The sequence below is a fragment of the Tumidithrix elongata BACA0141 genome (assembly GCF_036349135.1).
Classification (GTDB): domain Bacteria; phylum Cyanobacteriota; class Cyanobacteriia; order Pseudanabaenales; family Pseudanabaenaceae; genus Tumidithrix; species Tumidithrix elongata.
Genome location: NZ_JAZBJZ010000033.1, coordinates 1 through 25,425 on the forward strand (window position 1 = coordinate 1; position 25,425 = coordinate 25,425).

Annotated in this window: 24 protein-coding genes and 1 pseudogene; 13 read left to right on the forward strand and 12 right to left on the reverse strand. The window is 46.1% G+C overall.

Annotation, left to right across the window (positions count from 1 at the left end; genetic code table 11):
* The first annotated feature begins 63 nt into the window (after positions 1-63).
* Entirely contained in the window at positions 64-1,149 is a 1,086-nt protein-coding gene (locus V2H45_RS10210) for an ATP-binding protein (RefSeq protein ID WP_330483536.1), read from the forward strand.
* An 8-nt stretch (positions 1,150-1,157) separates the two neighbouring features.
* On the opposite strand, the gene V2H45_RS10215 is transcribed toward V2H45_RS10210, so the two are convergent.
* Positions 1,158-3,794 carry a CHAT domain-containing protein gene (locus V2H45_RS10215; protein ID WP_330483537.1) on the reverse strand — a complete coding sequence of 879 codons (2,637 nt, stop codon included), beginning with the start codon at positions 3,792-3,794 and terminating at the stop codon, positions 1,158-1,160.
* Positions 3,795-3,948: 154 nt separating this feature from the next.
* Complete coding sequence (locus V2H45_RS10220; protein ID WP_330483538.1) at positions 3,949-6,090, reverse strand: M3 family metallopeptidase; 2,142 nt, start codon at positions 6,088-6,090, stop codon at positions 3,949-3,951.
* 346 nt (positions 6,091-6,436) lie between these two features.
* Here V2H45_RS10220 and V2H45_RS10225 point away from each other — a divergent pair, with 346 nt between their 5' ends.
* From V2H45_RS10225 to V2H45_RS10240, 4 genes and pseudogenes are all read left to right on the forward strand, one after another.
* On the forward strand, positions 6,437-6,580 hold the full coding sequence (locus V2H45_RS10225) for a hypothetical protein (RefSeq protein ID WP_330483539.1): 144 nt from the start codon (positions 6,437-6,439) through the stop codon (positions 6,578-6,580).
* Positions 6,581-6,701: 121 nt separating this feature from the next.
* A pseudogene (locus V2H45_RS10230) lies at positions 6,702-7,172 on the forward strand (ester cyclase).
* 191 nt (positions 7,173-7,363) lie between these two features.
* Positions 7,364-7,807 (forward strand): hypothetical protein, encoded by a 444-nt coding sequence (locus V2H45_RS10235; protein ID WP_330483540.1) that lies wholly within the window; start codon positions 7,364-7,366, stop codon positions 7,805-7,807.
* Positions 7,808-8,045: 238 nt separating this feature from the next.
* The gene (locus V2H45_RS10240; protein ID WP_330483541.1) at positions 8,046-8,819 is read left to right on the forward strand and encodes an EAL domain-containing protein; all 774 of its coding nucleotides are present in this window, start codon (positions 8,046-8,048) and stop codon (positions 8,817-8,819) included.
* Between the two features lie 20 nt (positions 8,820-8,839).
* Here the strand turns inward: V2H45_RS10240 and V2H45_RS10245 are convergent, their stop codons facing one another.
* From V2H45_RS10245 to V2H45_RS10260, 4 genes are all read right to left on the reverse strand, one after another.
* Positions 8,840-10,258, reverse strand: coding sequence for a LuxR C-terminal-related transcriptional regulator (locus V2H45_RS10245; RefSeq protein ID WP_330483542.1), 1,419 nt, complete (start codon positions 10,256-10,258; stop codon positions 8,840-8,842).
* A 119-nt stretch (positions 10,259-10,377) separates the two neighbouring features.
* On the reverse strand, positions 10,378-13,989 hold the full coding sequence (locus V2H45_RS10250) for a PAS domain S-box protein (protein ID WP_330483543.1): 3,612 nt from the start codon (positions 13,987-13,989) through the stop codon (positions 10,378-10,380).
* Positions 13,990-14,017: 28 nt separating this feature from the next.
* The gene (locus V2H45_RS10255) at positions 14,018-15,970 is read right to left on the reverse strand and encodes an FAD-dependent oxidoreductase (RefSeq protein ID WP_330483544.1); all 1,953 of its coding nucleotides are present in this window, start codon (positions 15,968-15,970) and stop codon (positions 14,018-14,020) included.
* A 97-nt stretch (positions 15,971-16,067) separates the two neighbouring features.
* Positions 16,068-16,550 (reverse strand): hypothetical protein, encoded by a 483-nt coding sequence (locus tag V2H45_RS10260; RefSeq protein WP_330483545.1) that lies wholly within the window; start codon positions 16,548-16,550, stop codon positions 16,068-16,070.
* A gap of 206 nt (positions 16,551-16,756) precedes the next feature.
* Here V2H45_RS10260 and V2H45_RS10265 point away from each other — a divergent pair, with 206 nt between their 5' ends.
* A complete protein-coding gene (locus V2H45_RS10265) occupies positions 16,757-17,539 on the forward strand; it encodes an MOSC domain-containing protein (protein ID WP_330483546.1) in 783 nt (260 codons plus the stop codon).
* Positions 17,540-17,684: 145 nt separating this feature from the next.
* Here the strand turns inward: V2H45_RS10265 and V2H45_RS10270 are convergent, their stop codons facing one another.
* On the reverse strand, positions 17,685-18,458 hold the full coding sequence (locus V2H45_RS10270; RefSeq protein WP_330483547.1) for an MBL fold metallo-hydrolase: 774 nt from the start codon (positions 18,456-18,458) through the stop codon (positions 17,685-17,687).
* Positions 18,459-18,607: 149 nt separating this feature from the next.
* On the opposite strand from V2H45_RS10270, the gene V2H45_RS10275 reads away from it, so the two are divergent.
* Positions 18,608-18,844, forward strand: coding sequence for a hypothetical protein (locus V2H45_RS10275; protein WP_330483548.1), 237 nt, complete (start codon positions 18,608-18,610; stop codon positions 18,842-18,844).
* Here V2H45_RS10275 and V2H45_RS10280 read toward each other — a convergent pair.
* Entirely contained in the window at positions 18,810-18,965 is a 156-nt protein-coding gene (locus V2H45_RS10280; RefSeq protein WP_330483549.1) for a hypothetical protein, read from the reverse strand. The two genes, V2H45_RS10275 and V2H45_RS10280, sit on opposite strands and share 35 nt — an antisense overlap.
* Here V2H45_RS10280 and V2H45_RS10285 point away from each other — a divergent pair.
* The 3 genes from V2H45_RS10285 to V2H45_RS10295 are packed head-to-tail and all read left to right on the forward strand — an operon-like array spanning position 18,964 to position 19,798.
* Positions 18,964-19,092: a hypothetical protein gene (locus tag V2H45_RS10285; RefSeq protein WP_330483550.1), complete on the forward strand. Its 129-nt coding sequence runs from the start codon at positions 18,964-18,966 to the stop codon at positions 19,090-19,092. The two genes, V2H45_RS10280 and V2H45_RS10285, sit on opposite strands and share 2 nt — an antisense overlap.
* A gap of 36 nt (positions 19,093-19,128) precedes the next feature.
* Positions 19,129-19,584, forward strand: coding sequence for a DUF29 domain-containing protein (locus V2H45_RS10290; protein WP_330483551.1), 456 nt, complete (start codon positions 19,129-19,131; stop codon positions 19,582-19,584).
* A gap of 4 nt (positions 19,585-19,588) precedes the next feature.
* Entirely contained in the window at positions 19,589-19,798 is a 210-nt protein-coding gene (locus tag V2H45_RS10295) for a hypothetical protein (RefSeq protein ID WP_330483552.1), read from the forward strand.
* A gap of 150 nt (positions 19,799-19,948) precedes the next feature.
* Here the strand turns inward: V2H45_RS10295 and V2H45_RS10300 are convergent, their stop codons facing one another.
* Positions 19,949-20,569, reverse strand: coding sequence for a type I restriction endonuclease subunit R (locus V2H45_RS10300; protein WP_330483553.1), 621 nt, complete (start codon positions 20,567-20,569; stop codon positions 19,949-19,951).
* 187 nt (positions 20,570-20,756) lie between these two features.
* Between V2H45_RS10300 and V2H45_RS10305 the strand changes: the two genes are divergently transcribed.
* The 3 genes from V2H45_RS10305 to V2H45_RS10315 all read left to right on the forward strand — a co-directional run bounded on the left by V2H45_RS10305 (position 20,757) and on the right by V2H45_RS10315 (position 22,588).
* Positions 20,757-21,266, forward strand: coding sequence for a hypothetical protein (locus V2H45_RS10305; protein WP_330483554.1), 510 nt, complete (start codon positions 20,757-20,759; stop codon positions 21,264-21,266).
* A gap of 36 nt (positions 21,267-21,302) precedes the next feature.
* Positions 21,303-22,277, forward strand: coding sequence for an ABC transporter ATP-binding protein (locus V2H45_RS10310; protein WP_330483555.1), 975 nt, complete (start codon positions 21,303-21,305; stop codon positions 22,275-22,277).
* A gap of 197 nt (positions 22,278-22,474) precedes the next feature.
* Positions 22,475-22,588, forward strand: coding sequence for a DUF4351 domain-containing protein (locus V2H45_RS10315; protein ID WP_330483556.1), 114 nt, complete (start codon positions 22,475-22,477; stop codon positions 22,586-22,588).
* A 70-nt stretch (positions 22,589-22,658) separates the two neighbouring features.
* On the opposite strand, the gene V2H45_RS10320 is transcribed toward V2H45_RS10315, so the two are convergent.
* Genes V2H45_RS10320 through hoxU form a run of 3 tightly spaced genes read right to left on the reverse strand, consistent with a single transcriptional unit; the run spans position 22,659 to position 25,406 of the window.
* Entirely contained in the window at positions 22,659-24,098 is a 1,440-nt protein-coding gene (locus tag V2H45_RS10320; RefSeq protein ID WP_330483557.1) for a Ni/Fe hydrogenase subunit alpha, read from the reverse strand.
* A 58-nt stretch (positions 24,099-24,156) separates the two neighbouring features.
* The gene (locus V2H45_RS10325) at positions 24,157-24,702 is read right to left on the reverse strand and encodes an NADH-quinone oxidoreductase subunit B family protein (RefSeq protein ID WP_330483558.1); all 546 of its coding nucleotides are present in this window, start codon (positions 24,700-24,702) and stop codon (positions 24,157-24,159) included.
* Positions 24,690-25,406 (reverse strand): bidirectional hydrogenase complex protein HoxU, encoded by a 717-nt coding sequence (gene hoxU, locus V2H45_RS10330; RefSeq protein ID WP_330483559.1) that lies wholly within the window; start codon positions 25,404-25,406, stop codon positions 24,690-24,692. Before hoxU ends, V2H45_RS10325 begins: the two co-directional genes overlap by 13 nt.
* Between the last annotated feature and the right edge of the window lie 19 nt (positions 25,407-25,425).

The following is a 25,425-nucleotide window of genomic DNA, read 5'->3' on the forward strand; positions in this document are numbered from 1 at the left end:
CATCTCGCCTTCTAACTGTTTTGTTATTATCTATTATTTCCAAACAAGTCTACTGTTTTAGGAATGTCTGAAGTCCTTTTGGATGGAACCTTTGGAGATTGCAATGAGGGACAAAGAAAAGCGATCGCTCTGATCGAGCGCTGTGGCAAACATCTGCTCGAATTAATTACAGATATTCTCGATCTCGCCAAAATTGAATCTGGCAAGCTAGAGTTAGAGTTATCTTTGACCTCAGTCCAAAACCTTTGCAGTTATAGTCTGAGTTTTATCCAAGAGATCGCTCATAAAAAGCAGATTCAACTCACGATGCAAGTTCCGCCTAACCTCGATCTAATTGAAGTAGACGAACGACGGATGCGCCAAGTTTTGATTAACCTTTTAACCAATGCGATTAAGTTCACGCCATCAGGCGGCTTGGTAACTATTGATGTAAATGTAGACCGCAGTCAACAAAAGATTCTATTCGCTGTATCGGATACGGGTATTGGTATTGCTCCAGAGGATATTCCCAAGTTGTTTCAGGTGTTTGTCCAAATCGACAGTAAACTCAATCGCCAACAAGAAGGTACTGGCTTGGGTCTAGCACTAGTCAAACGAATTGTGGAATTGCACCAAGGAAATATTGAACTTGTAAGTACCGTTGGGCAAGGAAGTCAATTTACATTGATCTTGCCTTATCCGATTTCGTCAACTTCTCAGGATTCGAGAGATTCTATTCGATCGTGCGATCGCGCTGAAACCATAGCCTCTTCTGTCGGAGCAGCAGGGGAGAACCTTCCCATACAACCCCTAATCTTATTGGCAGAGGACAACGAAGCCAATATCGATACTTTCTCTGGCTATCTCACAGGTTGCGGTTTTCGGATGATGATTGCTAGAAATGGCGAGGAAGCGATCGCGACTGCCCATAACCAAATTCCCGATCTGATCCTGATGGATATCCAAATGCCAACCATGAATGGGCTTGAAGCTATCCAACAATTGCGGAGCGATTCTCGTTTTGATAAGGTTCCCATAATTGCGCTGACAGCCTTGGCAATGGCAAGCGATCGCGAGAGATGTATTGAAGCTGGTGCAAATGAATATATCGCTAAGCCAGTCATGATGAAACAATTACTAGCCACCATTCGACAACTCTTAGCAGTATAAGATTCAGGTTAGAGCCAATTGCCAAGCAGTACAAATGGAGCCCAAAAGAAGGGATGATTATAGCCCTTGGTTTCGATTAGAGAGAGTTGCGCTTGCCTGAGCGATTCGGCTTTGGTTGTCTTTGCTTCCGATAGGTGTTGGTAGAGTGACACCATAAACTTAGAAGTGGCAGCATCATCAACCGACCAGAGCGAAGCGATCGTACTTCTTGCGCCTGCGCGGACTGCCATTCCAGCTAGACCTAGGGCAGCGCGTTTGTCGCCTACCGCAGTTTGGCAAGCACTGAGAATCAAGAGTTCAATGGGTTCGGTTTCGCTACGATTTCTAATGCGTAACATCTGATTCAATTTTTCAATATTGATCTTGCCATCATAGGTTAAGAGATAGGTCTTTTCAGCTTCGGAACTAAAATTCCCATGGGTTGCTAAATGCACGATGGGGAAGGGCGTATTGATTAAAGCTTGCGATAGATCCTGTTCGGTAAACTTGCTATTGAGCAAAAGCGAACTAGCGGGAACTTGCTTGTTAATTTCTTGAAGTTCGAGTTGGACGCTAGGTAGGGCGGAATACCCTTGTCTGGCTTCGGTTAAGCCACCCGTTAATGCAACGAGCTTTTGTTTGGCGATCGGCTTGGGATCGAGAAGTTGTAACCCCGGTGTGAGCGCAATGCTATATTTCTCTACCAGATGCTGTTTGCCATCATGGAGTGCCGACATGGGAATGTTTCGGAGTGGGCCATCTAGCACAAATACCATGGTTTTAATCTGGCTCTCGGCGATCGCATTGGCAGCGGGACGAATCAACCAATCGTATAACTTTTGGGCATTGGTTAGATAATCTTGAGAACTGGCATCACGCAGATCGCTCCGCAAATCAATGACAAGGCTATCTACATCCTGTGGCTTAATATTGGTCGCATAATGACGTAAAGGTTGTTGCGGCAAGCTGAGAATTACTTCTAGCCTGTCTTCTAAAATGATCGGATAGATAACTGCCGCAGTGCGATCGACTTGGTTAATATCCACTTGGGCAGCAACCAAACAATCTGCCCGAAAGAAATTGACCAGTTCCGCAAGTTGAAGCGATTCAATTACTTCTTGGGCTTTTAGGAGTTGCAGTTGTTTCTCCTTGGGGTTTTGTACTTCCGTTTGCAGTAATAAACTCACGAGTTGGCGATAGACTGGCTCGACACTCTCGCGAAAAGAAAATTGCACAGTGGAATTGACAAAGGCTAGGTCGCTGCGGAGCTGACGTAAGGAACTAACTGCTTCGCTGTAAGCAGCGATCGCTCCGCGTATATCCCCTTTGACCTTTAGAATGCGTCCTAACTGCCACTGCCAACGATAGGCAATATCTGTAGCGCTGAGACTCTGCGCGATCGCCAATGCTTGCTGGGTGAGGTTCTGGGCTTCATCGAACTGGTTGTTTTGCTCGTAAACACTGCCTAAGCTACCTAGGGCAAACGAGAGGGTGCGGTTATCATCGATCGCCTTGGCTTGGCGAATCGCTTCTGCTAAAACCTGTGATGTTTCTGCGAGCAGGCTTTTATCCTGTTGAGACAGTTTGAGCAAGCTCTCGGCATAATTTATCCGAGCATGAATGGCATCTCGACTGGTGGGAAGATTTGTAAGACTCGAAGCAATTTGCGATCGCAGTTTCTCAGTTTCCGTACTCTTATTGCCTTCAATCGCGAGACTGAATAGATTTAGCTGCGCTTGCAGTCGTGATAAAGGTTGATTGGTGGAACTTTCTGCCTTTTGGTAAAACTCTGTGGCAGCATTGGTATCATCTTCAGCACGCGATAGATTTCCTAACCTTAGGAGAACAAGATTTTTTTGCACTGCAATTTGACCGCTAAGATTCGGATCGGGAAGACTCTCAAGCACTTTTTGGCTTTGCTCTAATGCCTGCCGCGCCCGCTTTAGATCGCCCATTGTGGTAAGCATATCCCCTAGATTATCTAGTGCCACGGCTTTGAGCAGGGAATTTGGCTCTGATTTTAAGGAATCATTGATAGTTTCCAAGGTTTGCAGCGATCGCCGATAAAATCCTTGAACTTTTAGGGCTTGGGCTTGGTTGAGCGCGTTGCGAAGTTGGTTGGGTTTATCCCCCAGTTGCTCGTGGATGGTTGCTGCTTCTTTCCACGATGCGATCGCGGCTTCCCCTTTCCCGATCGATAGATATAAACTTCCTTGGGTGTCTAAGGCTTGGGCGATCGCGCCTAGACTGGCTGTGGTGGACTCAAGCGATCGGGCTAGCTGCAAACTTTTGGTTACTGCAGCCGTTGCTTCCTGCCATTGCCCAGTTTTTTGGTATGCCAAAGACAAATTGCTCAGGGTTGAGGCGAGGTCGAGCAGTTTGCCCTGCTGTTGGTAAATCTGGGTGGCTTGCTGCCAAACGCGAATGGCTTCGTCAAATTGTCCCGCTTGATAGAGCGCTTTGCCCTGTTCGAGCAAGTTAGCGGAATTTTCTGTTTTGATTGGAGTGACTCGAGCGGGATTTATGGTTGTAGGCTGGGTAACAGAGTAGGCAATGAGAGGCTGAAGAAAAGCGATCGCCAAGCATAAAAGCATCCATGTCAGAAATTTACGGATTTTAGGTCGTTGTTTATCGTGGGGATTTCTTTTAGTTCTGACTCTGTACATAATGCCCTCTAAACTACTTGCTCTGACAGATCGGTAAAAAAGCTGATGACTTACCCAAATTGAACTTACTCACAAAATTTACAGCGGATTGGAAATTGCGATCGCATAAAGAAGCCGAAATAAACTTCCAACTCCTTTACGCGATCGCGCTCTTTTAAGAAACTGAGGCTAGCCCGCTATGTCTGAGCAGTGCAGCAGTACTGGGTTCGCGACCGCGAAATTGTTTAAACACTTCCATTGGGTGCAAACTTCCACCTAAGGCTAGAACCGTATCGCGATAGCGTCTGCCGATATCTGCGATCGCGGGTTCGTTCTCTAGACCCACATCCTCAAAGGCAGCGAAGGCATCCGCACTGAGGACTTCTGCCCACTTGTAGCTGTAATAGCCTGCGGCATAGCCTCCTGCAAAAATATGCCCAAAGGCACAGAGGAAGTTGTCTTCGGGTAATGGTGGCATGACTGAGGTGGTTTTAGCAATACGCGATCGCACTTCAGCGGGAGTTTCGTTTCCATTGGGGTGATAGCGATGGTGTAGCTCGATATCGGTCAAGCTAAAGTGAAGCTGTCTCAACATCCCCGAACCGCTCATATAGTGACGGGCAGCGAGTAGCTTGTAATAGTAGTGTTCGGGGAGGGTTTCACCGGTTTCATAGTGCTTCGCCATTGCCATTAAGGTGGGATAGTCATAACACCAGTTCTCCATAAATTGACTGGGAAGCTCGACAGCATCCCATTCGATGTTGTTAATTCCCGATGCCCCTGAATAATCCACTTTGGTAAGCATGTGCTGTAAGCCGTGACCGAACTCATGGAATAGGGTGGTGACTTCGCGGAAGTTCATCAGACTGGGTTTGCCATCAACGGGTGGCGATTGGTTGCAGATCAGATAGGCTACGGGTAAGCGCGTATAGGTTTGCTCTGCTTCGGTGATTTTGGCGCGACCGACGCAATCGTTCATCCATGCACCACCCCGCTTTTCAGATGGACGGCTATAGGGATCGAGATAAAAGTGGGCGATCGTTTGTCCAGTCTCATCGGCAATGTCAAAAAAGCGCACATCTTCGTGCCAGATCGGAGCTTTGCCATCGGCAGCAGTAACGGTGATGCCAAACAAGCGGTTTACGAGCTTAAACAGCCCCTCTAAAACCTGTGGCAGTGGGAAGTAAGGACGGAGTTCTTCTTCGCTAAAATCGAACTTCGCTTCCTGTTGGCGTTCCGCCCAAAAGCTGATATCCCAGTGTTTAAGTTCTTCGTCTTCTGGGAATCCTTGCGATTTGGCAAATGTCTTGAGGTTCTCTAGGTCTTGGACAGCAGCACCATAGCTGGCTTGACGTAATTCTTCGAGTAGGGTCTCGACGGCTGAAACATTGGGAGCCATTTTGGTGGCAAGGCTCAACTCGGCAAAGGTATCAAACTCCAGCAGCTTCGCTTTTTCTTGGCGAAGTTCCAAGATCCGTTCGATTAAGGGCGAATTGTCAAATTCCCCACTGGAGGCACGACTGACAAAGGCTTTATATAGCTTTTCGCGCAGATCGCGGCGGGTACTATGCTGCATGAAGGGCACATAGCTAGGAAAGTCTAGAGTAATGCACCAAGGACCTTTTTCGGGTGTGGCTTTGCTGTCTCCATCTGCCCTTGCCGCTTGGGCAGCGAGACTGAGTAGACTGGGAGGTAAGCCTTCGGCTTCTTCGGGTTTAAACAGGGTCATGCTAAAGGCTTTGGTGGCATCTAGGACATGATTTGAGAACTTGGTGGTGATGTCTGCCAATTCCATCTGGATTTGGTTAAATCGTGCTTTGGCTTCGCCTTCTAAACCAACACCCGACAGTTCGGCTTCTTTGATCGCGGCAGAGACAATTCTTTGTTGGGCTGGATCGAGGCTCAGCCAGGTCTCGCCTGCACGAATGGCTTTGAAAGCTTTGTAAATTGGCTGGCTTTGGCTGAGGCGATTAAAAAATTGCACGATCGCTGGTTGCATGGTTTTATGTGCTTCGCGCAGTTCGGCACTATTTTTGACGCTGGTGAGGTGTCCGACTACGCCCCAACTCCATGTGAGCTTTTCTGTAAGCCGATCTAAGGGCTCGACCAGATCGCTCCAAGTCAGTTGGCTATGGGAATTTAAGCTTGTTTCTAAATTTGCCTCTAACTGGGTTAACCCTGCATCAATTTCTGCTAGCAGTTGGGTAATTGCGGGGACAACATGCTCGGGCTTAATGTCTGGAAATGGTGGCAAGCCCTTGCCAATCAGTAAAGGATTGGCTGTTTCAGTCGGTGCATCAAGATTCGCAGTAGTCATGGGTAATGCTAATTTTCGGTATTGGTTAGTATTTTTTAGTTTTGCTACTTCAATTATGATCGATGTGACAAACAGTTATAGCTGAAATTGCTAACACCCCGTTAAAGTTGTGCCGCGATCGCTTTCTAAGGGCATATTGGGCGATCGCTAATAAACTATGGGGGGCATTTACGCCAACATTTTAAACTCATCATCGAAATCTAACTCTGCAAATGCAAACCCCTCTTTTCTTGCCATGACAAATTGTTTCTACGTTGTGTTTTTTTGGGCAAAGCATTCCCAATTGAGGCGAATCGTTTAACAAGTAAATGTTTTAAGGAATGCTTTGCCCCTAAGAGAATGGATTATGGGATTCATAACAGTCTCTAATGGCGGTGTACAAGCATTAATGGAGGCGTTTTATGGCAAAAAGGGCAATATCAGTATGTCAACTTCGCTGCGAAAAGCCCAACTGAGCATGATTCGCAGACCCATAAAACGGTTGGTGTAAACTATAATCATCCTATTACTGGGTAGCGCTGGTGTTGAATGGGAATGGGCTGTAGCCACATAAAAGAGAGCGCGATCGCAGTCCCGATTTGTCCTAATTTAGCGTTAAACCAAGATTGATGATGTCAAGCGAGCAAAATAAAGCGATCGTTCTCCAGTTTTACAAAGCATTTGACGATCGCAATATGGATCGAGCCGTAGAACTGCTTGCGCCAAATTTTGTGGCACATCTGGCAGGTGTGCCCAAACCGCTAGATAGCGAGGGCTTCAAGCAATTTGGAATGGCATTCTATCTTGCCTTTGCTGAAGGGCAGCATATCTTCGAGCAAGCGATCGTTTCCGAGGATAGTGTTATCACCTGTGGAACATTCACTGCGAAACATCTGGGAGAATTTTAGGGGCTTCCACCTACAGGAAAACAAATTAAGTTCTCCATTATGCACATCGATCGATTAGAAAACGGTAAGATTGTGGAACATTGGGGACAAGGGGATGCACTAGGCTTATTGCAGCAGTTGGGAATTGTTTTACTACCGGGCCCAAAGCTGATCCAACCCATTTTAAAAGGGATACTATCCAAACTGGTGAAGTAGTGACCTAAAATTACGATCTAGAAATTGACGATTAGAATCTGTGAAGTTATGATGTCAAATGCGTTTGACCTAGTTGCTGTCTTTTCTAGGTGCTGGATCTAGGTTTGTAGCTGCTAAAGTGTGACTGCATTTGGAGATTTTCGAGTTGCTTGAACATTTGTGGCTGAATATTTTTGTAACGGGAGAGAAAGATGGGTATTACGCATCAATTTATAATTCCAATTGGCATTAGTACCCTTGTTGGTATTGTGCTTTTACCTATCCCACTAGCATTAACAGACCCTGCTGCATTAAAAACCTATGGAGGACTGCTCGTTGGCTTTTTTATTATGGGAGGCATTCCGTGGCTATTCTTTAATATTGGGATGGCAATATTGATTTCATGGACGCTGAGGCTGCTTAGAAATACAACGTTTGGTGTGAGGATCGTCTCAGGCGGGATTTTATGGACAGCGATCGCTGTTTTTCTAATGAAATTGTTACTTCAACAGCAAAAACAATGCGATAACTTTTGCTTGGGGTTAGAGAATATGATGCAGGGTTCCATTGCCATGCCTGCCTATGTTGGCATACTCATTATCCTTGGTGTTTTAGGAGTTTTACAGGGAAGTCTCCTGTGGCGAAAAGGAAAGTGATTTGTGAAGGATGAGATTATGGAGAAGGAAATCGTGCTTAACCTATTGTGGGATTCTCTCTAATTAGCAGATCGAATTGCCAGATCGAAAGCATTGTTTAGAAAGAATAAGGCTTGAGTCCTTATTTGATTCTGTGTAAACCCAAAAGCTATGATGTCTTATAAGTTCAGCCCTTGGGTGGCATCCAAAATAGGTCTTGACCATTACGCTTGCACACCAAACCTAAAAGAATAATGCAATGAAAATCCAGAAAGACTATCGACCACTTGGTTGCGCAGAATGCGCAGGTGGTGCGGGATTAGAGTTTGATTTCACGATGGCATTCCAGCCGATAGTAAATACTACTACAAAAAACATTTTTGCCTATGAAGCCTTAGTGCGTGGGCTAAATAATGAATCTGCGGGGCAGGTTTTTGAAAATGTGAATGACAGCAATCGCTATCGATTTGACCAAAGTTGCCGTACCAAAGCCATCAAGTTAGCCGCTCATTTAGGGTGTCAAGCGTTTCTGAGCATTAACTTCATGCCAAATGCAGTTTATCGTCCCGAACTCTGTATTCGTACAACCATCGAGGCGGCTGAGACGTTTGGATTTCCTATTTCCCAAATTATTTTTGAGATTACCGAAGGCGAAAAAGTAGAGGACATTACCCATGTTCGCGAGATCGTGCAGTATTACAAAGCGAAAGGGTTTAAAACTGCGATCGATGATTTTGGGGCGGGTTATGCAGGGTTAAATCTACTTGCCGAACTTCAGACAGATATTATTAAGCTAGATATGGCCTTGATCAGGGGCATCGACCAAAACAAAAGCCGTCAAGCAATTGTCAAAGGAATATTGCAAGTATGTAAGGAATTATCAATCACCACGATCGCTGAGGGTGTGGAAACCTATGAGGAGTTAGCGATCTTACAAACTTTTGGCATTGAGCTATTTCAGGGCTATTATTTTGCGAAGCCTGCATTTCAATCGCTGGTCGCAGTTTCTCCGAGTGCATTCGAGATTCCATAAGAGCTAGAATCACAGTTTTGCTATTCTAGCCAGCCATTTACCATTACCTGATGGAGCGCTTGAAAACGGGTTTTGGCTTTAAGTTTTGACAGAATATTGTTAATGTGAAATTTCACGGTACTTTCACTAATGATCAGGTGATTGGCAATATCGCGATCGCGTAAGCCTCGCACCAAAAGGCGCATCATTTCCAATTCGCGCTCGGAAAGTGGGGGTGGCAATTCCTTGACAGGGTCAATTCCCCAAGATTCTCCTCGCGTCACAGCATCAACAGCATCTCGCAGGCGATCGGCAGCGATCGATAAATCAACTTTCGCTTGAATTCCTTTCGGTAAGGTTTGATGGTCTTGCTGAATCCACAGTACCTGCTTAGCTGTGTTGATTTGAGTGATATCGTCGGTAAGTAATGGAATCGTATCATCGGCAGTATCGCAGATGGTTAGCCCCGCTAAAAAAGCCAGATGGGTAAATGCCATTTGTAAAACAGAGCGCTTACACCGAATTCGCAGACTCAACCCAAATTTACAACTGGGATAGGGAATTTCAATGGAAACCTGAATTCCTCCTTGGCTTCCCCCTGTTTGTGTGTTGAGCTTTCCTCCCAAACAGGAAACGGCAAAAAGCAACTCACCAAAAGCAGACTGAATCCAATTTCCATATTGCTGAGCAGTCAGATTTGGGGCTGGGACAATTGCCTCCAATGCCACAGAACTTGCTGTGTAGATCAGGCGGCAGTAAGCACATCCAATTCTATTTAGCGTTTCGGCGGCTTGGAGAAACACGTAGGTGAACGGAAGGGTTAAAGTCTGTTCTGTGCCGACCAGGGTAAGACGTGCAGAGCTTAAAATATGTGCTAACTGATCGGATAGGGGAGAATGACTAAAGGAAGGAGTCGGGAAAGAAGTCTGCCAAGTTTGTTTCTCTCGTTGATGCTGTAAAGCTGCATCCAAGGCAATGCTGACCATCGTACAGAGGGTAGGTAATATCTCTAAAAATTCAGGTGCTAGGGGCTGATGGCTGAAACTGGCAAGGACACCAACCACCTTTCCTCTAATTTCTAAAGGATACCCCGCAAAACCTCTGATTTTGTTGGCGATCGCCCATTCTCGATTGCCTACCCAATGTTCCTCTGCAAGATTATTGCTTAAAAATGAAACCCGATTTTGGGCAATTTTACCAACCTTGTAGGCTCCTAAAGGAACTCGGCTAAACTTCCCATTAATATGGGTGTACATACCAGAGGAAGCCACTAACTTCAAGAACTGTTGGTTGGGTTCCAACAGCCAAATTCGTGCAAACGCACAGTCAAATTTTTCGACTAACCCATCTGTTAGTTGCAAGGCGATCGCTTCTGGCTCAAGACCAGAGAAACTTTGGGCAATCTCAGCCCCTCGATGCAAATCGAACAGCAGCCTAGTTGAATCGAGTAACTCAGGCATCAGGATATCTGCTTGATTTAGATTGTGATCTTTAGATTGCGATCTATATTGAGACGCAGATTGGCATCAAGCGATGTATCTCAAGTTACGAATACCCAAGTCCAATGAATTTACCAAGATTAGACCTCGGCGACGCATTGCCGCAAAAACTCTTGAATTTGTCTAACCTGAAAGTTCTTGGTAAATTGGCGCAGTTTGTTTGTGAATGGCTTAAAGCTATGGTTAGACTGCTCTAAATTTTCGGCCATTTCCTCAATTCCGAGTACATCTCCAATGATTGCCAAACTGAGAAGATTGCTAATCACTTCTGAGGAGGGTAGCTTGAGCGATCGATTGCCATCATCTGCGCTTAAATCTGCATTTACGGATTCAGTTGGTTGCTCGGCTTCGGGATACTTTTCATAAATCCATTCCAAATCTAGGAGTGACTTGAGCGTATCTAATAGTGTTTTTGCCCTCACAGGCTTGGAAACAAAGGCATTGCAGCCAACTTCATAGCTGATTTTTTGATTGTACTCAAATACACTGGCTGAAGATACGATCACCACAACGTTTCGAAGTTCTGGATCGGAAGACTGTCGCAAATGACGAATTGCTTCATACCCATTCATTACGGGCATAATTAAGTCCATGAAGATTACATCAGGCTTAAATGTTGCGATTTTTTCTAGGCATTCAGCTCCATTACTGGCTTCTTCGATCTCAAACCCCAAAGGAGCGAGTAAATTTGCCAATACAGAACGATTTTCGGGCTTATCGTCCACGATTATGGTCTTGCAGGTGGTTTGACCATTCGGCCGTCGAAATCCAATCAGCGTTAATTCTGGAGTTTTTTCCGTGGGAACCCAATTAGAGACTTTGGGAACTTGCAGTTCAAACCAAAAGCTACTGCCTTCATCTTGGGCGCTTTTTACCTGTAGTTTTGTATTCATCATCTCAACCAGTTTGGTACTGATCGCTAAGCCGAGTCCTGTACCTTCTACCATATGCACGCGATCGCCTGATTGCTGGAAGGGTTGAAAGATTTCCTCCAGTTTGTCAGGTGCAATCCCCACACCCGTATCATCGATTTGAAAGCGAATCGTAACAAGCTCTTCGCGCATATCAACCACCCCAACTTTAAAGGCAACGCCACCAATCTCCGTGAATTTAACGGCATTCCCAATTAAATTAATTAGAATTTGTCTGAGCCTTTGTTCGTCTGCTCTAACTGCGATCGGTAAATCGGTGAGGACTTCATAGATAAAATTAATTCCTTTTTGTTCGGCTCGAATCCGAAAGATATCGGCAATTCCTTTAAGGAAGGTTAATAAATTAAATTCGCTGGGATAGAGTTCCATCCGTCGCGCCTCGATTTTAGACAGATCTAAAACATCATTGATTAAGGTGAGCAAATGTTCGCCACATTGCTGAATGATATCTAGTCCATCTCTTTGTTGTTGTGGTAGATTTCGCGCCCGTTTAAGAATTTGAGCGTAACCCAAAACGCCATTGAGAGGCGTTCGCAATTCATGGCTCATGTTGGCAAGAAATTCGCTCTTGGCATGATTTGCTACCTCTGCTGATTCTTTTGCTTTTTGTAAGGCGATTTCAGCTTGTTTTCGCTCTGTAATATCTTCAAAAATACAGAGCAAATATGTCGTAACGCCTTGATTGTCAATAATCGGCAATTTTAGGGTTCTGAGTAGAATGTCACCTTTGGGCATATTTCTTAAGGGCACTTCAGGTACTTCAACCATCACGCCCTGCTCTAACGCTTCTAAATCCCCAGTCTGAAATAGCTCAGCTTTTGATGCCGCAAAGATCTGGTTGATGTTTCGCCAAAACATATCGCTACGAGAAACCCCAAACATCTCTTCACTAGCTTTGTTCCATAAAACTGTACGGAATTCATGATTGACATCCATCACCGATACTGCCAGTGGAATGTTCTCAATAATGCTATCGAGGAACTGCTGAGATTTCCATAGGTCATGCTCTAGCTGTTTGCGATCGCTGATGTCATTTAAGTCCCAAAGTATGCAGGTTTGATTGTTGATGATAATAATCTCGGCGGACAGCAAAAGCGTTCTCATCTCTTTAGATTGAACCCGCATCTCAATCTCGCGATTTTGAATTACCTGCTGTTTTTGCAGGGTTTTGCTGATATCGGCATAGTCTGTGGGATTTGCCCAGATTGTTAGCTCTGAAAAGGTTTGACCGACTATTTCTTCTAGGGTAAACCCAAAACTAGTCAAGAAACTATGATTGACCTCAATCACCTTGCCATCTTGATAGTCTGTGATTGCGATCGGATTTGGGCTAGCTAAAAATACCTTAGAGAACTTCTCTTCTGACTGACTTAATTCGGCAGTTCGCTCGATAATGCGACTTTCTAACTGAGCATTTGTGGTTTCTAACGCTTTAAACGATCTCTGTAGTTGTGTCGCCATCTGGTGAAATGCCTGTGACAACAAGCTAAGTTCCTCAACGTTCTCACTCGTTGTAGCTTGCTCTGGAAGATCCTCCTCTAATTGTCCTGATTCAAAGCGTTCTGAAAGTAAATTGGAAGCACGGATGAGGCGGTAAATTGGCCGCGTGATCCAACGGGAGGTAAGAATTCCAAGCCCGATCGCTACAAGTAGTGCTGATAGGCATAAGAGAAGCGTTGTGCGTGTATTTTTGTTGATTTCTGCCATGAAATCATTTTCTGGGATCACCACGACGACCAACCAATTTAGCCCTAGGCGATCGCGAAAGGTTTCTACCTGTGCTAACTGGCGTTGATTGGCGAAGGTAAACTCAAATTTTTGGCTACCTCGAAACTGACTGCTATTGTTTGGGTCTTTAGCCATGTTTACGGCTACAGCCAGAAGTAAAGGATCGTTACTTTCCATTGCCCGAATTCGCTCAGTTTTACCGTTACGAATCAAAAAAGGCTTTTCGGAACCCGAACTGGCAATTAATTCGCCCGAGGGCTCCATGATAAAGGTTTGTCCTGTCGAGCCCTGACTTACCCCCTGTAAGAACTTGCTGATATCTGTGAGCGCTAAATCCACCGCTGCCACGCCCAATAACTTTCCCTGTTTGTTATAGAGGGGAACAGCTTGGGTAATCGCTAAAACGGGCAAACTGTAATAAGGATAGACGGGACTCCAAGATAATTTGTGGCTTGAGTCAGTTTGAGTCCCTTGGTTTGCTAGGGCTGACTGATACCAAGGGCGCGATCGCGGATCGAAGTTAGGTGTAACGCGAATGAGGTTGGCGCGATCGCCCTGTGCATCAATCGCATAGGTGTTTAAGGCTCCTTGGGTGGTGCGATCGGTTGCATCAAAATTCAATAGCCCTCCATCTACCCGTTTAACCGCTGCATATTCTCCCGTTTCAGTGCCAATATGAATGGTGGTTACTGACTCAAAGATCTGGAGTTGCGTCCACAGGTATCGCTCAATTTTGGCGCGATCTTGAAAATTAGTCTCGACGGTTTGCGTAAGCTGAAAATTTCCCGCATTTAGGCGGTTGATAAAGTGGGGTGTTTCCAGATAGGTATGTAGGTGATGCTGAATGCGATCGGCGACTTCCTGTCGATAGTGACTGGCTATGTCATTGACTGCCTGTTGTCCGTTGCGCCAAGACAGCCATCCCGTGAGCCCAACTGCTACGCAAATTTGCAGGACAAAGGGCCCCACTAATAGCAGTCTCAGGGATAGTTTTTTAGGTTTGAACTCATGAGCCGTTTGACTGTGTGACACGATATGACTGAGCGATCGCTTAAAGATACTACCAGTCTAAAACAATACCCTGAGAAGCGAGATGCTTTTGCAAAGTAGGAACCAATTTTCGGTAAATAATTTCCTGGGGTGATAGTGACAGATCTTGCTGCTTAATGATCCATGCTGCGGTTGAGCCTGATGCTGCCCCTACTGCCCACTCACCAACGTGAATTCGGGTAGCTCCATTCACAATATGGCTGACGGCAATACCCTTGCCACCAATCAATAGATTATTAATCTTGAGCGGAATGAGACTCTCTAGAGGAATATAAATCGGTTTTACAAAGTCCTCATTGACTGGTGCAGAACTAGGAGATTTAGAAGGTTCCCAATTGCGGTAGCGACAGCCATGCATATCGATCGCATAGTGGGTAATCCCAATCGTCGAAGGGCGGAAATCTCTTCCACCTACCATATCTCTACGCAGGTCTTGCTCGCGCATAAAGAAGGTTTCCTGTCCATAGGCAGAGCGACCTAAAATCCTCCTTCCTTCCCGAATATAGGGATACAAGCTCAAACCTGACTCAGTGGGCATGGGCGAACCTACGCCCGACAAATGCGTTAATGGAAACTCTGATGTGGCATAGTTTTCGATTAACCATTCCGAAAATAGAAGTGCGTGGTTTTCTCCTTCTTTGAGCGCATTAAAATTTAATCCTCCCATCCAATTTTGACGTTGCCCCGATGCATCAATCTGTTCGTCTGTCATGATTAGAGGCGGATTCATAATACCCCAATCATTGCCGCGATTCCAATTGACAACGGTCATATCGCCCTTAGCAGGAATCGCCTTAAAGGGATTGTCGCGCAATAAACTGACAATGCGACGATAGTTAAAGAAACTATTGCCGACAAACATGGGATATCTTCCCAAATCGTAATCTTTGCGGTGCTCTTCTTTAGAATAACCCGGTTGAATTGTTTTCAGCTTTTTGAGCGATTCGCCTTTATCGTCGGCGATCTTGAGGATAAAGGGAAATGTAAAGGCTTGCGTGCATTCAGGATTATCGGCAACAGCGTGTTTTTCTCCAGTGGTGGCAAATCCCTCTGCACCTAGACGATGGGGAATATTTGCCCATGCCACAAGCTCTCCTGTGTCAGTAGCATCAATCACAATCATTTGCTTGCCCGCAGGAGGCTGAAGCCGAATGGCAACTTTTTCAAAGTCATCATTACTTTCCCATCCGTACCAAGGAACCAATTCCCTCGATAGCCGCCCAAGTGGAATGTAATTAGGATTGCGCGGTTTGCGCCTCACCCCATAAACGGCAGTAATTGTATCTCCATTACTACTAAATTCTGCACCTTTAAAGGCAATTTGTGTGCCCCAACGACTACGGGGAGCAGAGAGCTTCGCTTCGTTTAAGAGTGCTTCCGCTGCTGCTGCACCTGCAGTGGGCGTAAAGCAAAGGTTTCCTACCCAGCAGCTATTGGTGTCTGCGACCACAGCGCCAGGTTTGAGATAGGAGTATTTCGCGGGAAATGCTTCTTGGCTGGCGATCACATTTTTGAAATGCGTCCAACTTGTAGAGAAGACTTGCTGATAGCGCATTAATAGGGACTCATCGATCGCGCTCACCCCTTGGGAACTAATTTGTCCACCCATCATGGTTGTAAGCTCGATCACGCAAGTTGTTGCACCTGTTTTCATGGAGTGATAGGCAGCAGCCGTACCACCAAGCGAACCACCGACAATCGCGACTTCACATTCCCAGACTTCGGCATTGGCAGGTGGAGGGGGCAGCATCAGCGGCCAACCATTACTATCAAACTTTTCTTGGACGGAAGCTTTTGCGGTGGGATCGTTGGATTTTAGTCCCCCCGATCGCAGCCAAATTTCGGTTACACTTCCGCTAAGTGCAAGTCCCAAAAACGCCATGATGAAGAGGTGATGGAGTTTGGGTTGAAACTTTGCGGTTTTTTTAGTGGGTGTTCTCTGTGAATGGTACTTTTTCCCCATTTTGGTTTTACTCAGTTATCAGGTTTCGGTATATCAGGGTTCGGTGTGTGTGGTTTTGGTGATTAGAACCAATGAGTTTTTTTTCGCTACTTTCTACTCACGGTTCTCCCATTGAAATCATCGGATCGACCTTGGCGGAATTCAAGATTTTTACCATTGTTGCAATGGATTCCTTCGTCGTACTTTTCTCTAAAATTCCAGCACTTAGCACAGAAAGCTTATCACCATCTTGCTGAGTATCGCTAAACCCATCGCTAAATCCTCGGATGCTGCTTTGCTTGTCTCGATTCACTATAGAAGTCCTGTTAGTATCTCTGGGGACTGAGGCTGACTCAAAATTAACGCGATCGCCAAAGTTGCTGCTTACAATTGCTGGTAGGACTGGCGCGAATTCTTTTTTAGAGGGAATGTTGTTGGTCTTGGCGTTGACTTCTTGGCTTTTGGCTTTGGGGATTTTATGCTCAAAATTTACAGGAGGAGAGGTTGCTGCGGGTTTGGCTGTTATTTCCGCTATTTCCGCGTGGGCTTTCCCGATTTCTGGATAACTAAAAATTTCTGAAGGTTTTGGGCAAGATGACATCAAAGTCGCTAGGCTAAAGCTAAGCACAAAGATCGATCTTGAAAGCGCGACTTTCTTGTGTTTTACAATACATAAAAAACGATCAACTCGATGGACACCGCCGAGTTTCATAGTTGACTCCTAATTCACCTCACTATTAAATTCTACCCAATATTATTCGCTTTCCCTAACATCTATTATTGTTTATCCCGATCTTTTGCGACATTATGCCGAAACTCGATCGCGTTTCGATCTATCCGATTAAGTCTTTGGATGGCTTGGTCGTCAGTCAGGCTGAAGTTTTGTCCAGCGGGGCATTGCGAGGCGATCGCGAGTTTGCCATAGTCGATGCCCAGGGAAATTTTGTGAATGCAAAACGCAATCCTAGCGTGCATTTATTGCGGGCGAGGTTCGATTTAGTCCAGAGATTCGTCTATCTAAACCATCAAAATTCCGATTGCCCTGAGGTTTGCTTTCACTTAGACGAACGTCGGGAGGCGATCGCGGCTTGGTTGAGCGAATTTTTTGGCATGACCGTGCAAATCGTCCAAAATCTAGAGATGGGCTTTCCTGACGACCCCAAGTCCCCTGGACCAACCGTTGTCAGTACGGCTTCATTGCAGGCAGTGGCTGATTGGTTCCCCGAACTAACGCTCGACCAAACAAGGTTACGCTTTCGCACGAATTTGGAGTTTGGCGATGTACCAGCCTTTTGGGAAGATCGGCTGTTTTCCACTGAGGGCAATGTGGTGAAGTTTCAGATCGGAAATGTTCGGATTCATGGCATTAATCCCTGTCAGCGCTGTCCAGTCCCCACCCGCGATCCCCTCACTGGCGAAGTTTACGCCAATTTCCAGAAAATATTTGTGTCCCAACGTCGAGAAACTTTACCCACAGAAGTAGAGCGATCGCGGTTTAACCACTTTTATCGTCTGACGGTCAATACGCAAATCCCCGCCTCGGAGGCAGGGAAGATTTTGCGGGTAGGCGATGCGATCGAAATTCTTTAAGGAGATTGCAAAACAGCGGAATCCCATCAATTCCGACAACCTAACTTGCAATTCTCCTGTGGTTGCGATATCCCACAGGGCAGGCATTGGGGCACTGCCCCTACGCATCCTTGCGAATCTCTATGAATTGAGGGGTTGAATGTACCTAACCAAAAACCCTGATCGATAGGCTTGAGGGCAAGCTGTCAGCACTCACCTCTAAAGTCGAACCGCCGCGATTGACTTTGACATTGGGAAACAAAGCTAAAAACTCATCCACAGGCGCTAGCGTACAGGTTTTGCTGGATGTAGCTGTGCGATAGTAAGTGGGCACAACAATTTTGGGGCTAAGCTCTGTAACGACTGCTTGAGCTTCGGCGGCGCTGTAGCCTTTATCACCACCACCTACAGGCAAAATCAACACATCGGGACGCCCCATCAAAATGCGTTGATCGGGTAAAATCGGTGCCGCTGCGCTGCCCAAATGTAAGAGGCGGATTCCTGCTTGCTGCCATCGCCATGCTACGTTACGACCAAAGCGTCGTCCGCCCACGCGATCGTGATCCATGCGAATGCCTTGAAGATTAACGCCTTTGAAATCGTAGGATCCAGGTTCGGCAAAAACTTTTGTCTTGTTTGGTAAATTTTCTAAATAGCCTTCGTCGAGCAAGCGAGAGCTAATCATTACATAGTCAACATCGGCTTTTGGGGCAGGTAATCCAGCCGTGCAGCCACTCGGACGAAAAGGATGCGTTAACAGGCGCAGACCTCCCCCACTGATCAAAAATGACATATGCCCAAACCACTGTAAGGTGAGTGGCCCAGTATTTGGCGCGGCTTTGGTACGATCTTGGCTCAAGGCAGGGGCGATCGCAAGTCCCGCCGTTAATGTGCCAAGTAATCCGCCCTGAGCTAACTGAATGAGTTTCCTGCGTCGCATATTTTGATAATTTCTTTCGGAGTGGAGTTTGTGGAGTATTTAAGCAACCAGACGTAATTTACCTTACTTTTGTTCTAATCTGAACAATCTCTGTACTGTTACCTTAAACTTAAGAAGCAAAGCAGCCTATAGTTAAGTGGTTAGAAGCAATGCAAGTTACTGTTGAGATCCCTGATGAAATAATGTTACAGCTAAACCAAACAGGTCTCTCTGTGCAAGACTTGATTATGCAAGCAATTCAAAGACATATATATAAAGAAGTTCCATTGGTTCAAACTCAAACTTGGCAACTATGTGGTGGATTACAAGTTGAGAAGGAGTTGAATGTCCATAACTATCTAGATGCAGTTACTAACTATGCTGAAAATATTGATGATGTTTTTTAAATGCGTGGTTTAGGGGTAAGTTGCGTTCCTTACTTAATGTGAAATAGCGATCGCCTAATTCATCATTACAAATTGGTAAGGCGATCGCAGGGATTATTTCAGCAAGAGGTGATCGCATCATGGTTATCCATTCTCTCTCATCTTTAAGATCGAACTTTACTTTGTATTTTGCGACCCAAGTGCGGAAGAGTTCGACGGCGATCGCGATTAGATCGGGTCGTGCTACGATTTTGGTAGAATGTTCCTAGACCGTCAGTGCCCCCTCGAATCAAGGAGATAAATCAATGACGAGTACTGTTATCGCACCATCTCTGTACGATCGCGACTTTAGCCTATGGGTGGAGGATGTGGCGGCAAGACTTAAGGCTAGGGATTTTGAGCTTTTAGATATTGAAAATTTAATTGAGGAGATAGAGAGCTTGGGGCGAACTGAAAGGCACGAGCTAAAAAATCGCTTGGATGTACTCCTGTCACACATTCTAAAGCGCGTTTATGTCCCGATTCAAAACGATCGCAACGGATGGGAAAGAACGATTAGAGAACAACGTAAGCAAATCAAACGGCGTTTGGCAGATTCTCCTAGCTTAAAAAATTATTTGCCTGAGATTTTTGATGAGATTTTAGAAGATGTGATCGCTGAGCTAAGGGAAGATTATCCGCAGGTTCAGTTTCCCGACACATGGCAGTTTAGCCGAGATGTGGATGCAATTTTGAGTGAAGCATTCTGGGAAAATATCTGAAGCTATGGAAATTGCCCGTAAATTGTTTGCAGCTTTTTTTATAGGTTCTGGAATAGCTTTTGTGGCGATCGCACTTCGTCTTGTTGTGTTAGTGATTTGGGAGCATCCAGCGAAATCCGAGCCTTTTTTAATTGCGATTAGCATGGTTTTGACTTTCCTCGGATATCTCTGCTGCCAAAGAGGATTTGCATTATGGAAAGGCTTACGATTGTGATTAGAGTGATCGCGAACAATAACGCTGTACTATCTGATTTTTAATAGTATTCGTACTATCTGATTTTTAAGAGTATTCATAGATTGCTGTGCGATCGCTAGTTTAGGTGACTATGTGAATAGTGGGCGATCGCTACGAGAAATTAAAACATCAAACTTCTATTTCTGCTATTTTGCGTAACACGCGCCACGCAACTTCTAACTCACCGCGATCGACAAAAGGAGCCAAAACCTTAGACATCGCATATTGCTTATTCTCTAGTTTCACAAACACAATATCATCACCATTCGTTAACATTGCAAAAGTTAGGCGATCGCGATTGGGGCTAGCGATCAAATATGCCAAAGTTTGCGGCAAAGCAGACCAAACCGAAAGCATCGTTTTTTTGGACTCCAACACAATAATCCAAAGGCGATCGCGCAATACCAACACATCGATACGCCCCTGTAGAGTTTCTTCGCGATCGGATACAGCGATCGAAATAGACTCCTCCGCCTTAATCCTAAAAGGAGGATCGTATAAACCCGCGATCGTCAATAACGGCGAAACTAGCAGCAGCATTACCGTACTTTCTAGAAGATGTCCGCCCGACCGATGATAGAGATAACGCCGCCATAAAACTTCTAGACCATCGCGATCGCTAGAACCAATCTCTGGTAACTGGTCGTACCACTCTGTAAAAAAATCCTTCGATTCGCTGCGCCTCAAGCCAAATTTTCTCTCTGCTTCCGCGATCGTGGTGACAGCTTCAGTAACGGCTAGTGCTTGCATAGTGAATACTTTAAGTATGGTTTCAATACAATAATTCTAAGCTCTAGTTCTCTAGTCGCAACAAGTCGTTATGCGATCGCTGCGATCGTTATGTTGCAAACCTGCGATCGCGGGTTGTTAGAAGGCGATCGCAGCGCATCAACATACTGTACTTTAAACTTAAATAGTAAGAGCGTAGTTAGAACTTATGAATTATCTAGTTACAGTGTGGCGCGATCGCATTCAAGCCGAAGAAGCCTACTCAGCCCTTGAGAAAGAAGGCTTCCCCATGGACGAAGTGAGTATCTTAGGGCGAGGCTATAAAACCGCCGATGAATACGGACTAGCTGACCCTATGGACTCAGCCCGCAAACAGGCATTTTTTATGGCATATTGGCTCGTGCCCTTTGGCTTTATCTCTGGCATTGGCTTTAGCGTAATCAGCGAATTGCAAACCTTTGCATGGGCGGGTAGTATTGGCAATCATTTGATCGGTGGCATCTTGGGCGGTTTCGCAGGGGGCATGGGAAGCTTGTTTGTAGGTGGAGGTGTCGGCTTAGCAACAGGAAGCAGCGATTCCATCCCCTATCGCAATCGTCTCAGCGAAGGCAAATATCTCGTTGTCGTCAAAGGCGCAGATAGTGCGATCGCCCGAGCCAATCGGATCATGCGCCAATATCGCCCAGAGAATGTAAAAAGTTACGCCGCTCCTTTATAAGCGCTTCGATTCATCCCTTCGTATCATAGAAAGCATATGACTTCAGAATTGGCCGTTCGCACCCATGGATTAACCAAACAGTTCGATAATCAAATCGCTGTAAAGAATGTCGATCTGCAAATTCGCAGTGGTGAAGTGTTTGGGCTAATTGGCCCCAATGGTGCGGGGAAAACCACCCTAATTCGGATGTTAGCCGCCGCTGAGGAACCTACGGCAGGTGAAATCTACGTTACGGGCGAGCGCTTCTTAAGGGGGCAAAATAATCCCGACCTTAAGCGCAAACTCGGCTACTTACCTGATGATTTTCCTTTATACGACGACCTTAGCGTCTGGGATTACCTCGATTATTTTGCGCGGCTTTACTTTCTCAAAGACCCAGAGCGATCGCAACGGCTCTATGAAGTGATTGAGCTGGTGGAACTAGAGAATAAACGCGATAGTCCGATCGGTACGCTGTCGCGAGGCATGAAACAGAGGCTCAGTCTAGCGCGTAGCATTATTCATAACCCTGCGTTGTTGTTGCTTGACGAACCCGTATCTGGACTCGATCCGATCGCAAGGGTACAGGTTCGCAACATTATCAAATCGCTCCAGCAGCAGGGAATGACGATTTTGATCTCTTCCCACATTCTCAGCGATTTGGCAGAGCTTTGCGATTCCATTGGTATTATGGAACTCGGCAGCTTAGTAGAAAGCTCTGGCTTACAGGATCTCTACGATCGCAGCAGTCAGCAAGAAATTATAATTTCCACCCTAGGTAACGCTGAAGATCTCCAGATCGAACTTCGCAAGCACGATCTGGTCAAGCGTTGTGAAGTTTTACCCAACTCAAGCTCAGGGGCAAATTCTGGTGCGAAGAATGTCGCGATTCAATTTATCGGGAACTCAGAGGATAGTGCGGCTTTGCTGCGATCGCTGGTCAATGCAGGTATTCCCATCATCGATTTCCACCGCACCCAAGAGAGCTTAGAGAATATCTTCTTTAATCTCGGCTATAAGCAGACATCTTAGTTTTGTGACTTGGAGTTTTTCCGAAACGAATTCTACCTATAGATGGCGTCATCAATTGTGACCCTAAAAAACTCACCCTCAGACTCAAATTTGTCAGTGCCAAAATACCATCCAATCCTCAATTTGGTTGGAATCGTATCTCATGCTGTTGAACGACAGTTCCCTCTCATTACAACCATCTATTTACCCTCTCTGGAGTGATTTTCGATCTACTGAAACTATCTGCAGTGCAGCTAGAAAATCTCGCAGAAGCAATTTTTGACCTTGAAACGATCGCTGACTTAAATGCTTGGCTAAAAACGCAATCGTAAAATCGCGTAAGGGAGACGACAACCTCGTGTAGTTGTAAAAGGTAGGATTATCGGAACCTTTTTATAGATTTTAGCTCCCCAGCATATTGCGCCCGATCTGTTTTAAGAGATTGCCTTGGCGATCGCGAATTTGAATTTGTATCGGCATCTGACCTGCCGCATGGGTAGAACAACTGAGACAAGGATCGTAGTTGCGGATACCCGCTTCTACCCGATTGAGAAAGCCTTCCGCGACATCGCCATTGTGAATGTAGTGTTTGGCAATCTGGGCAACGGTTTTGTTCATTGCTAGGTTGTTATTTCCCGTAGCAATGATCAGATTCATCTTTTTAATCAATCCATTTTCATCGATTTGATAGTGATGGAACAAAGTGCCTCTTGGGGCTTCGCTCACACCCACCGCTTCTAGATTATTGATGCCAGCATGGGCGCGGGTGCGGGAAGATAATACATCAGGATCTTCGATCAGTTCGGCGATTTTCTCAACACTGGCGAGAATCTCTAACAGTCGCGCATAGTGATAATAGAATGAAGAAGTAGCGACACCACCCACCCGCTGGCGGAATTCATGCAACTCGCGATCGCCTCTTTCCGTACCAAAGCTAGAGCAAATATTTACCCTTGCCAGAGGACCAACGCGATACATGCCTTCAGGATAGCCCATGGGCTTGTAATAGGGGAACTTGAGGTACGACCAAGGCTCAACCGCCTCGCCGATAAAGTCTAGATAATCATCTTCGCTGAGGTTATCCGCGACAATATTGCCACCGCTATCGATAAAGCGCAGATGTCCGCCGTAGTGTTCCCACTCCCCATTTTTACCCACCAGACTCATAAATAGGGAAGGAAAATTACCAAACACCTGAATTTCAGTTTGCAGTTCCTCATCCAGCAGTTTCTTAAAGAGGCTCAGGGCATTTTCAATCGTAGCAAGGGATTCAGGCAGGCGATCGCGTATCCACTGACGACCTTCTTCGCTCAGAGGCGATCGCACACCACCGGGGACTGCCCATGCCGCATGGATTTTCTTTGCCCCCAGCAATTCGATGATTTGTTGTCCAAATTGGCGCAGGCGAATCCCGCCCCTAGCCAGCTCGGGATCGGCTGCCATTAAGCCAAAAACGTTGCGCGTTGCAGGGTTGCTATCCCAGCCGAGCAAAAAGTCTGGACTGCTGAGATGAAAGAAGGATAAGGCGTGGGACTGGGTAATCTGGGCGAGATTCATCAACCTGCGCAATTTTTCCCCTGCGGGAGGAATCTGCACGGCTAACAGTTTGTCGCCTGTTTTTGCCGATGCCATCAGGTGACTGACGGGACAAATTCCACAAATACGCGCCGTAATTCCCGCCATTTCCCACATGGGGCGACCTTCACAAAATTTCTCGAACCCTCGATATTCCACCACATGAAAATGCGCGTCGGATACTTCGCCAGCATCGTCAAGGTAGATGGAAATTTTGGCATGTCCTTCAATGCGCGTTACGGGATCGATAACAATTGTTTTACTCATAATATCCATTCCTCAACTTTCATCCTAGAAACCCTTCGTCACTGTCCCTACAGAATTGCTAGCCAAACTTAATCATTTCCCTACCTTCCATGACAGGCATCTCTCCGCGCAGTAATGGCTCGATCGCGGCTTTGATCCGATCGGCAGAGGGCGGACAGCCGGGCAGGTATAGATCGACATGGACGACTTCGTGAACTGGGACGACCCGTTCGAGCAGTTCGGGAACGATACCTGGGGCATAGGGCAATTGCGGTGTAATATCGCCAAGTTCTAAATAGCTGCGTCGCAATACGGTTCCCGAGCCGTCGAGCATGTTGCGCATGGCTGGAACGTTGGCAGTCACCGCACAATCGCCAAAGGAGATGAGCAACTTGGTGCGATCGCGAATTTTATGAATTAATTCCAGATTTTCTTCATTGGCGATCGCACCTTCCACCAAGCAGACATCGACATTTTCGGGATAGGTTTTCACATCTGCGATCGGGCTGTAGACGACTTCAACATGTTTGGCGAGTTCAAACAGCCATTCGTCTAGATCTAAAAAAGACATATGGCAGCCCGAACAGCCTGCCAACCATACACTGGCAAATCTTATCTTGTCCATTCTTTTTTCTCCCTTGCCGTGACCAGAAATTCCAACTTGTCGCGATCGTGCTTCATCTCTGCTACGGTCGAACCCGCGCGGAAAATTGCTCCCGTGGGACAGGCTTCTACGCACTTGCCACAGGAGGTACAGGCTTCCACTTCGCCCCAAGGCTGATTCATCCCCGCCACGATCGCCGACTTGCTGCCGCGACTAGCCACATCCCAGACATGTGCGCCTTCGATCTCGTCGCAGACGCGCACGCAACGAGTACATAGAATGCAACGGTTGCGATCGAGCCCAAACAGAGGATGCGAGATATCGACATTTCTATCGGGGAACTGATAGGGAAAACGGGAGTGATCCATGCCTACTGCGATCGCCATGTTTTGCAGTTCGCAATTTTCATTTGCTACGCAGACAGCACAGACATGATTGCCCTCAGCAAACAACATTTCTACAACCATGCGCCGATATTCCTGAAGCTTAGGCGTATTGGTCTTCACGACCATGCCCTCGGCAACCTGAGTCACACAGGCGGGTTGGGGTCTACCGCTTCCCTCGATTTCCACAATACAGAGACGACAAGCACCCACGTCGGATACTCCTTCAAGATGGCAAAGCGTGGGGATGTAGATGCCTGCTTCCTGTGCCGCCATCAGAATGGTTTCATCGGCACGAGCGCTAATCATCTCACCATTGATTGTTAAAGTTTTTACTGGCATACTTTTTATCCTTCTCCCA

Coding starts and splice junctions, on each gene's coding strand:
- V2H45_RS10270 (WP_330483547.1), bottom strand. CDS start 18,458: ATGCGACGCAGGAAACTCATTCAGTTAGCTCAGGGCGGATTACTTGGC.
- V2H45_RS10265 (WP_330483546.1), top strand. CDS start 16,757: ATGCCGAAACTCGATCGCGTTTCGATCTATCCGATTAAGTCTTTGGAT.
- V2H45_RS10300 (WP_330483553.1), bottom strand. CDS start 20,569: ATGCAAGCACTAGCCGTTACTGAAGCTGTCACCACGATCGCGGAAGCA.
- V2H45_RS10215 (WP_330483537.1), bottom strand. CDS start 3,794: ATGTACAGAGTCAGAACTAAAAGAAATCCCCACGATAAACAACGACCT.
- V2H45_RS10225 (WP_330483539.1), top strand. CDS start 6,437: ATGGGATTCATAACAGTCTCTAATGGCGGTGTACAAGCATTAATGGAG.
- V2H45_RS10235 (WP_330483540.1), top strand. CDS start 7,364: ATGGGTATTACGCATCAATTTATAATTCCAATTGGCATTAGTACCCTT.
- V2H45_RS10320 (WP_330483557.1), bottom strand. CDS start 24,098: ATGAGTAAAACAATTGTTATCGATCCCGTAACGCGCATTGAAGGACAT.
- V2H45_RS10245 (WP_330483542.1), bottom strand. CDS start 10,258: ATGCCTGAGTTACTCGATTCAACTAGGCTGCTGTTCGATTTGCATCGA.
- hoxU (WP_330483559.1), bottom strand. CDS start 25,406: ATGCCAGTAAAAACTTTAACAATCAATGGTGAGATGATTAGCGCTCGT.
- V2H45_RS10255 (WP_330483544.1), bottom strand. CDS start 15,970: ATGGGGAAAAAGTACCATTCACAGAGAACACCCACTAAAAAAACCGCA.
- V2H45_RS10305 (WP_330483554.1), top strand. CDS start 20,757: ATGAATTATCTAGTTACAGTGTGGCGCGATCGCATTCAAGCCGAAGAA.
- V2H45_RS10260 (WP_330483545.1), bottom strand. CDS start 16,550: ATGTCATCTTGCCCAAAACCTTCAGAAATTTTTAGTTATCCAGAAATC.
- V2H45_RS10275 (WP_330483548.1), top strand. CDS start 18,608: ATGCAAGTTACTGTTGAGATCCCTGATGAAATAATGTTACAGCTAAAC.
- V2H45_RS10295 (WP_330483552.1), top strand. CDS start 19,589: ATGGAAATTGCCCGTAAATTGTTTGCAGCTTTTTTTATAGGTTCTGGA.
- V2H45_RS10325 (WP_330483558.1), bottom strand. CDS start 24,702: ATGGACAAGATAAGATTTGCCAGTGTATGGTTGGCAGGCTGTTCGGGC.
- V2H45_RS10285 (WP_330483550.1), top strand. CDS start 18,964: ATGGTTATCCATTCTCTCTCATCTTTAAGATCGAACTTTACTTTGTAT.
- V2H45_RS10280 (WP_330483549.1), bottom strand. CDS start 18,965: ATGATGCGATCACCTCTTGCTGAAATAATCCCTGCGATCGCCTTACCA.
- V2H45_RS10240 (WP_330483541.1), top strand. CDS start 8,046: ATGAAAATCCAGAAAGACTATCGACCACTTGGTTGCGCAGAATGCGCA.
- V2H45_RS10210 (WP_330483536.1), top strand. CDS start 64: ATGTCTGAAGTCCTTTTGGATGGAACCTTTGGAGATTGCAATGAGGGA.
- V2H45_RS10220 (WP_330483538.1), bottom strand. CDS start 6,090: ATGACTACTGCGAATCTTGATGCACCGACTGAAACAGCCAATCCTTTA.
- V2H45_RS10310 (WP_330483555.1), top strand. CDS start 21,303: ATGACTTCAGAATTGGCCGTTCGCACCCATGGATTAACCAAACAGTTC.
- V2H45_RS10290 (WP_330483551.1), top strand. CDS start 19,129: ATGACGAGTACTGTTATCGCACCATCTCTGTACGATCGCGACTTTAGC.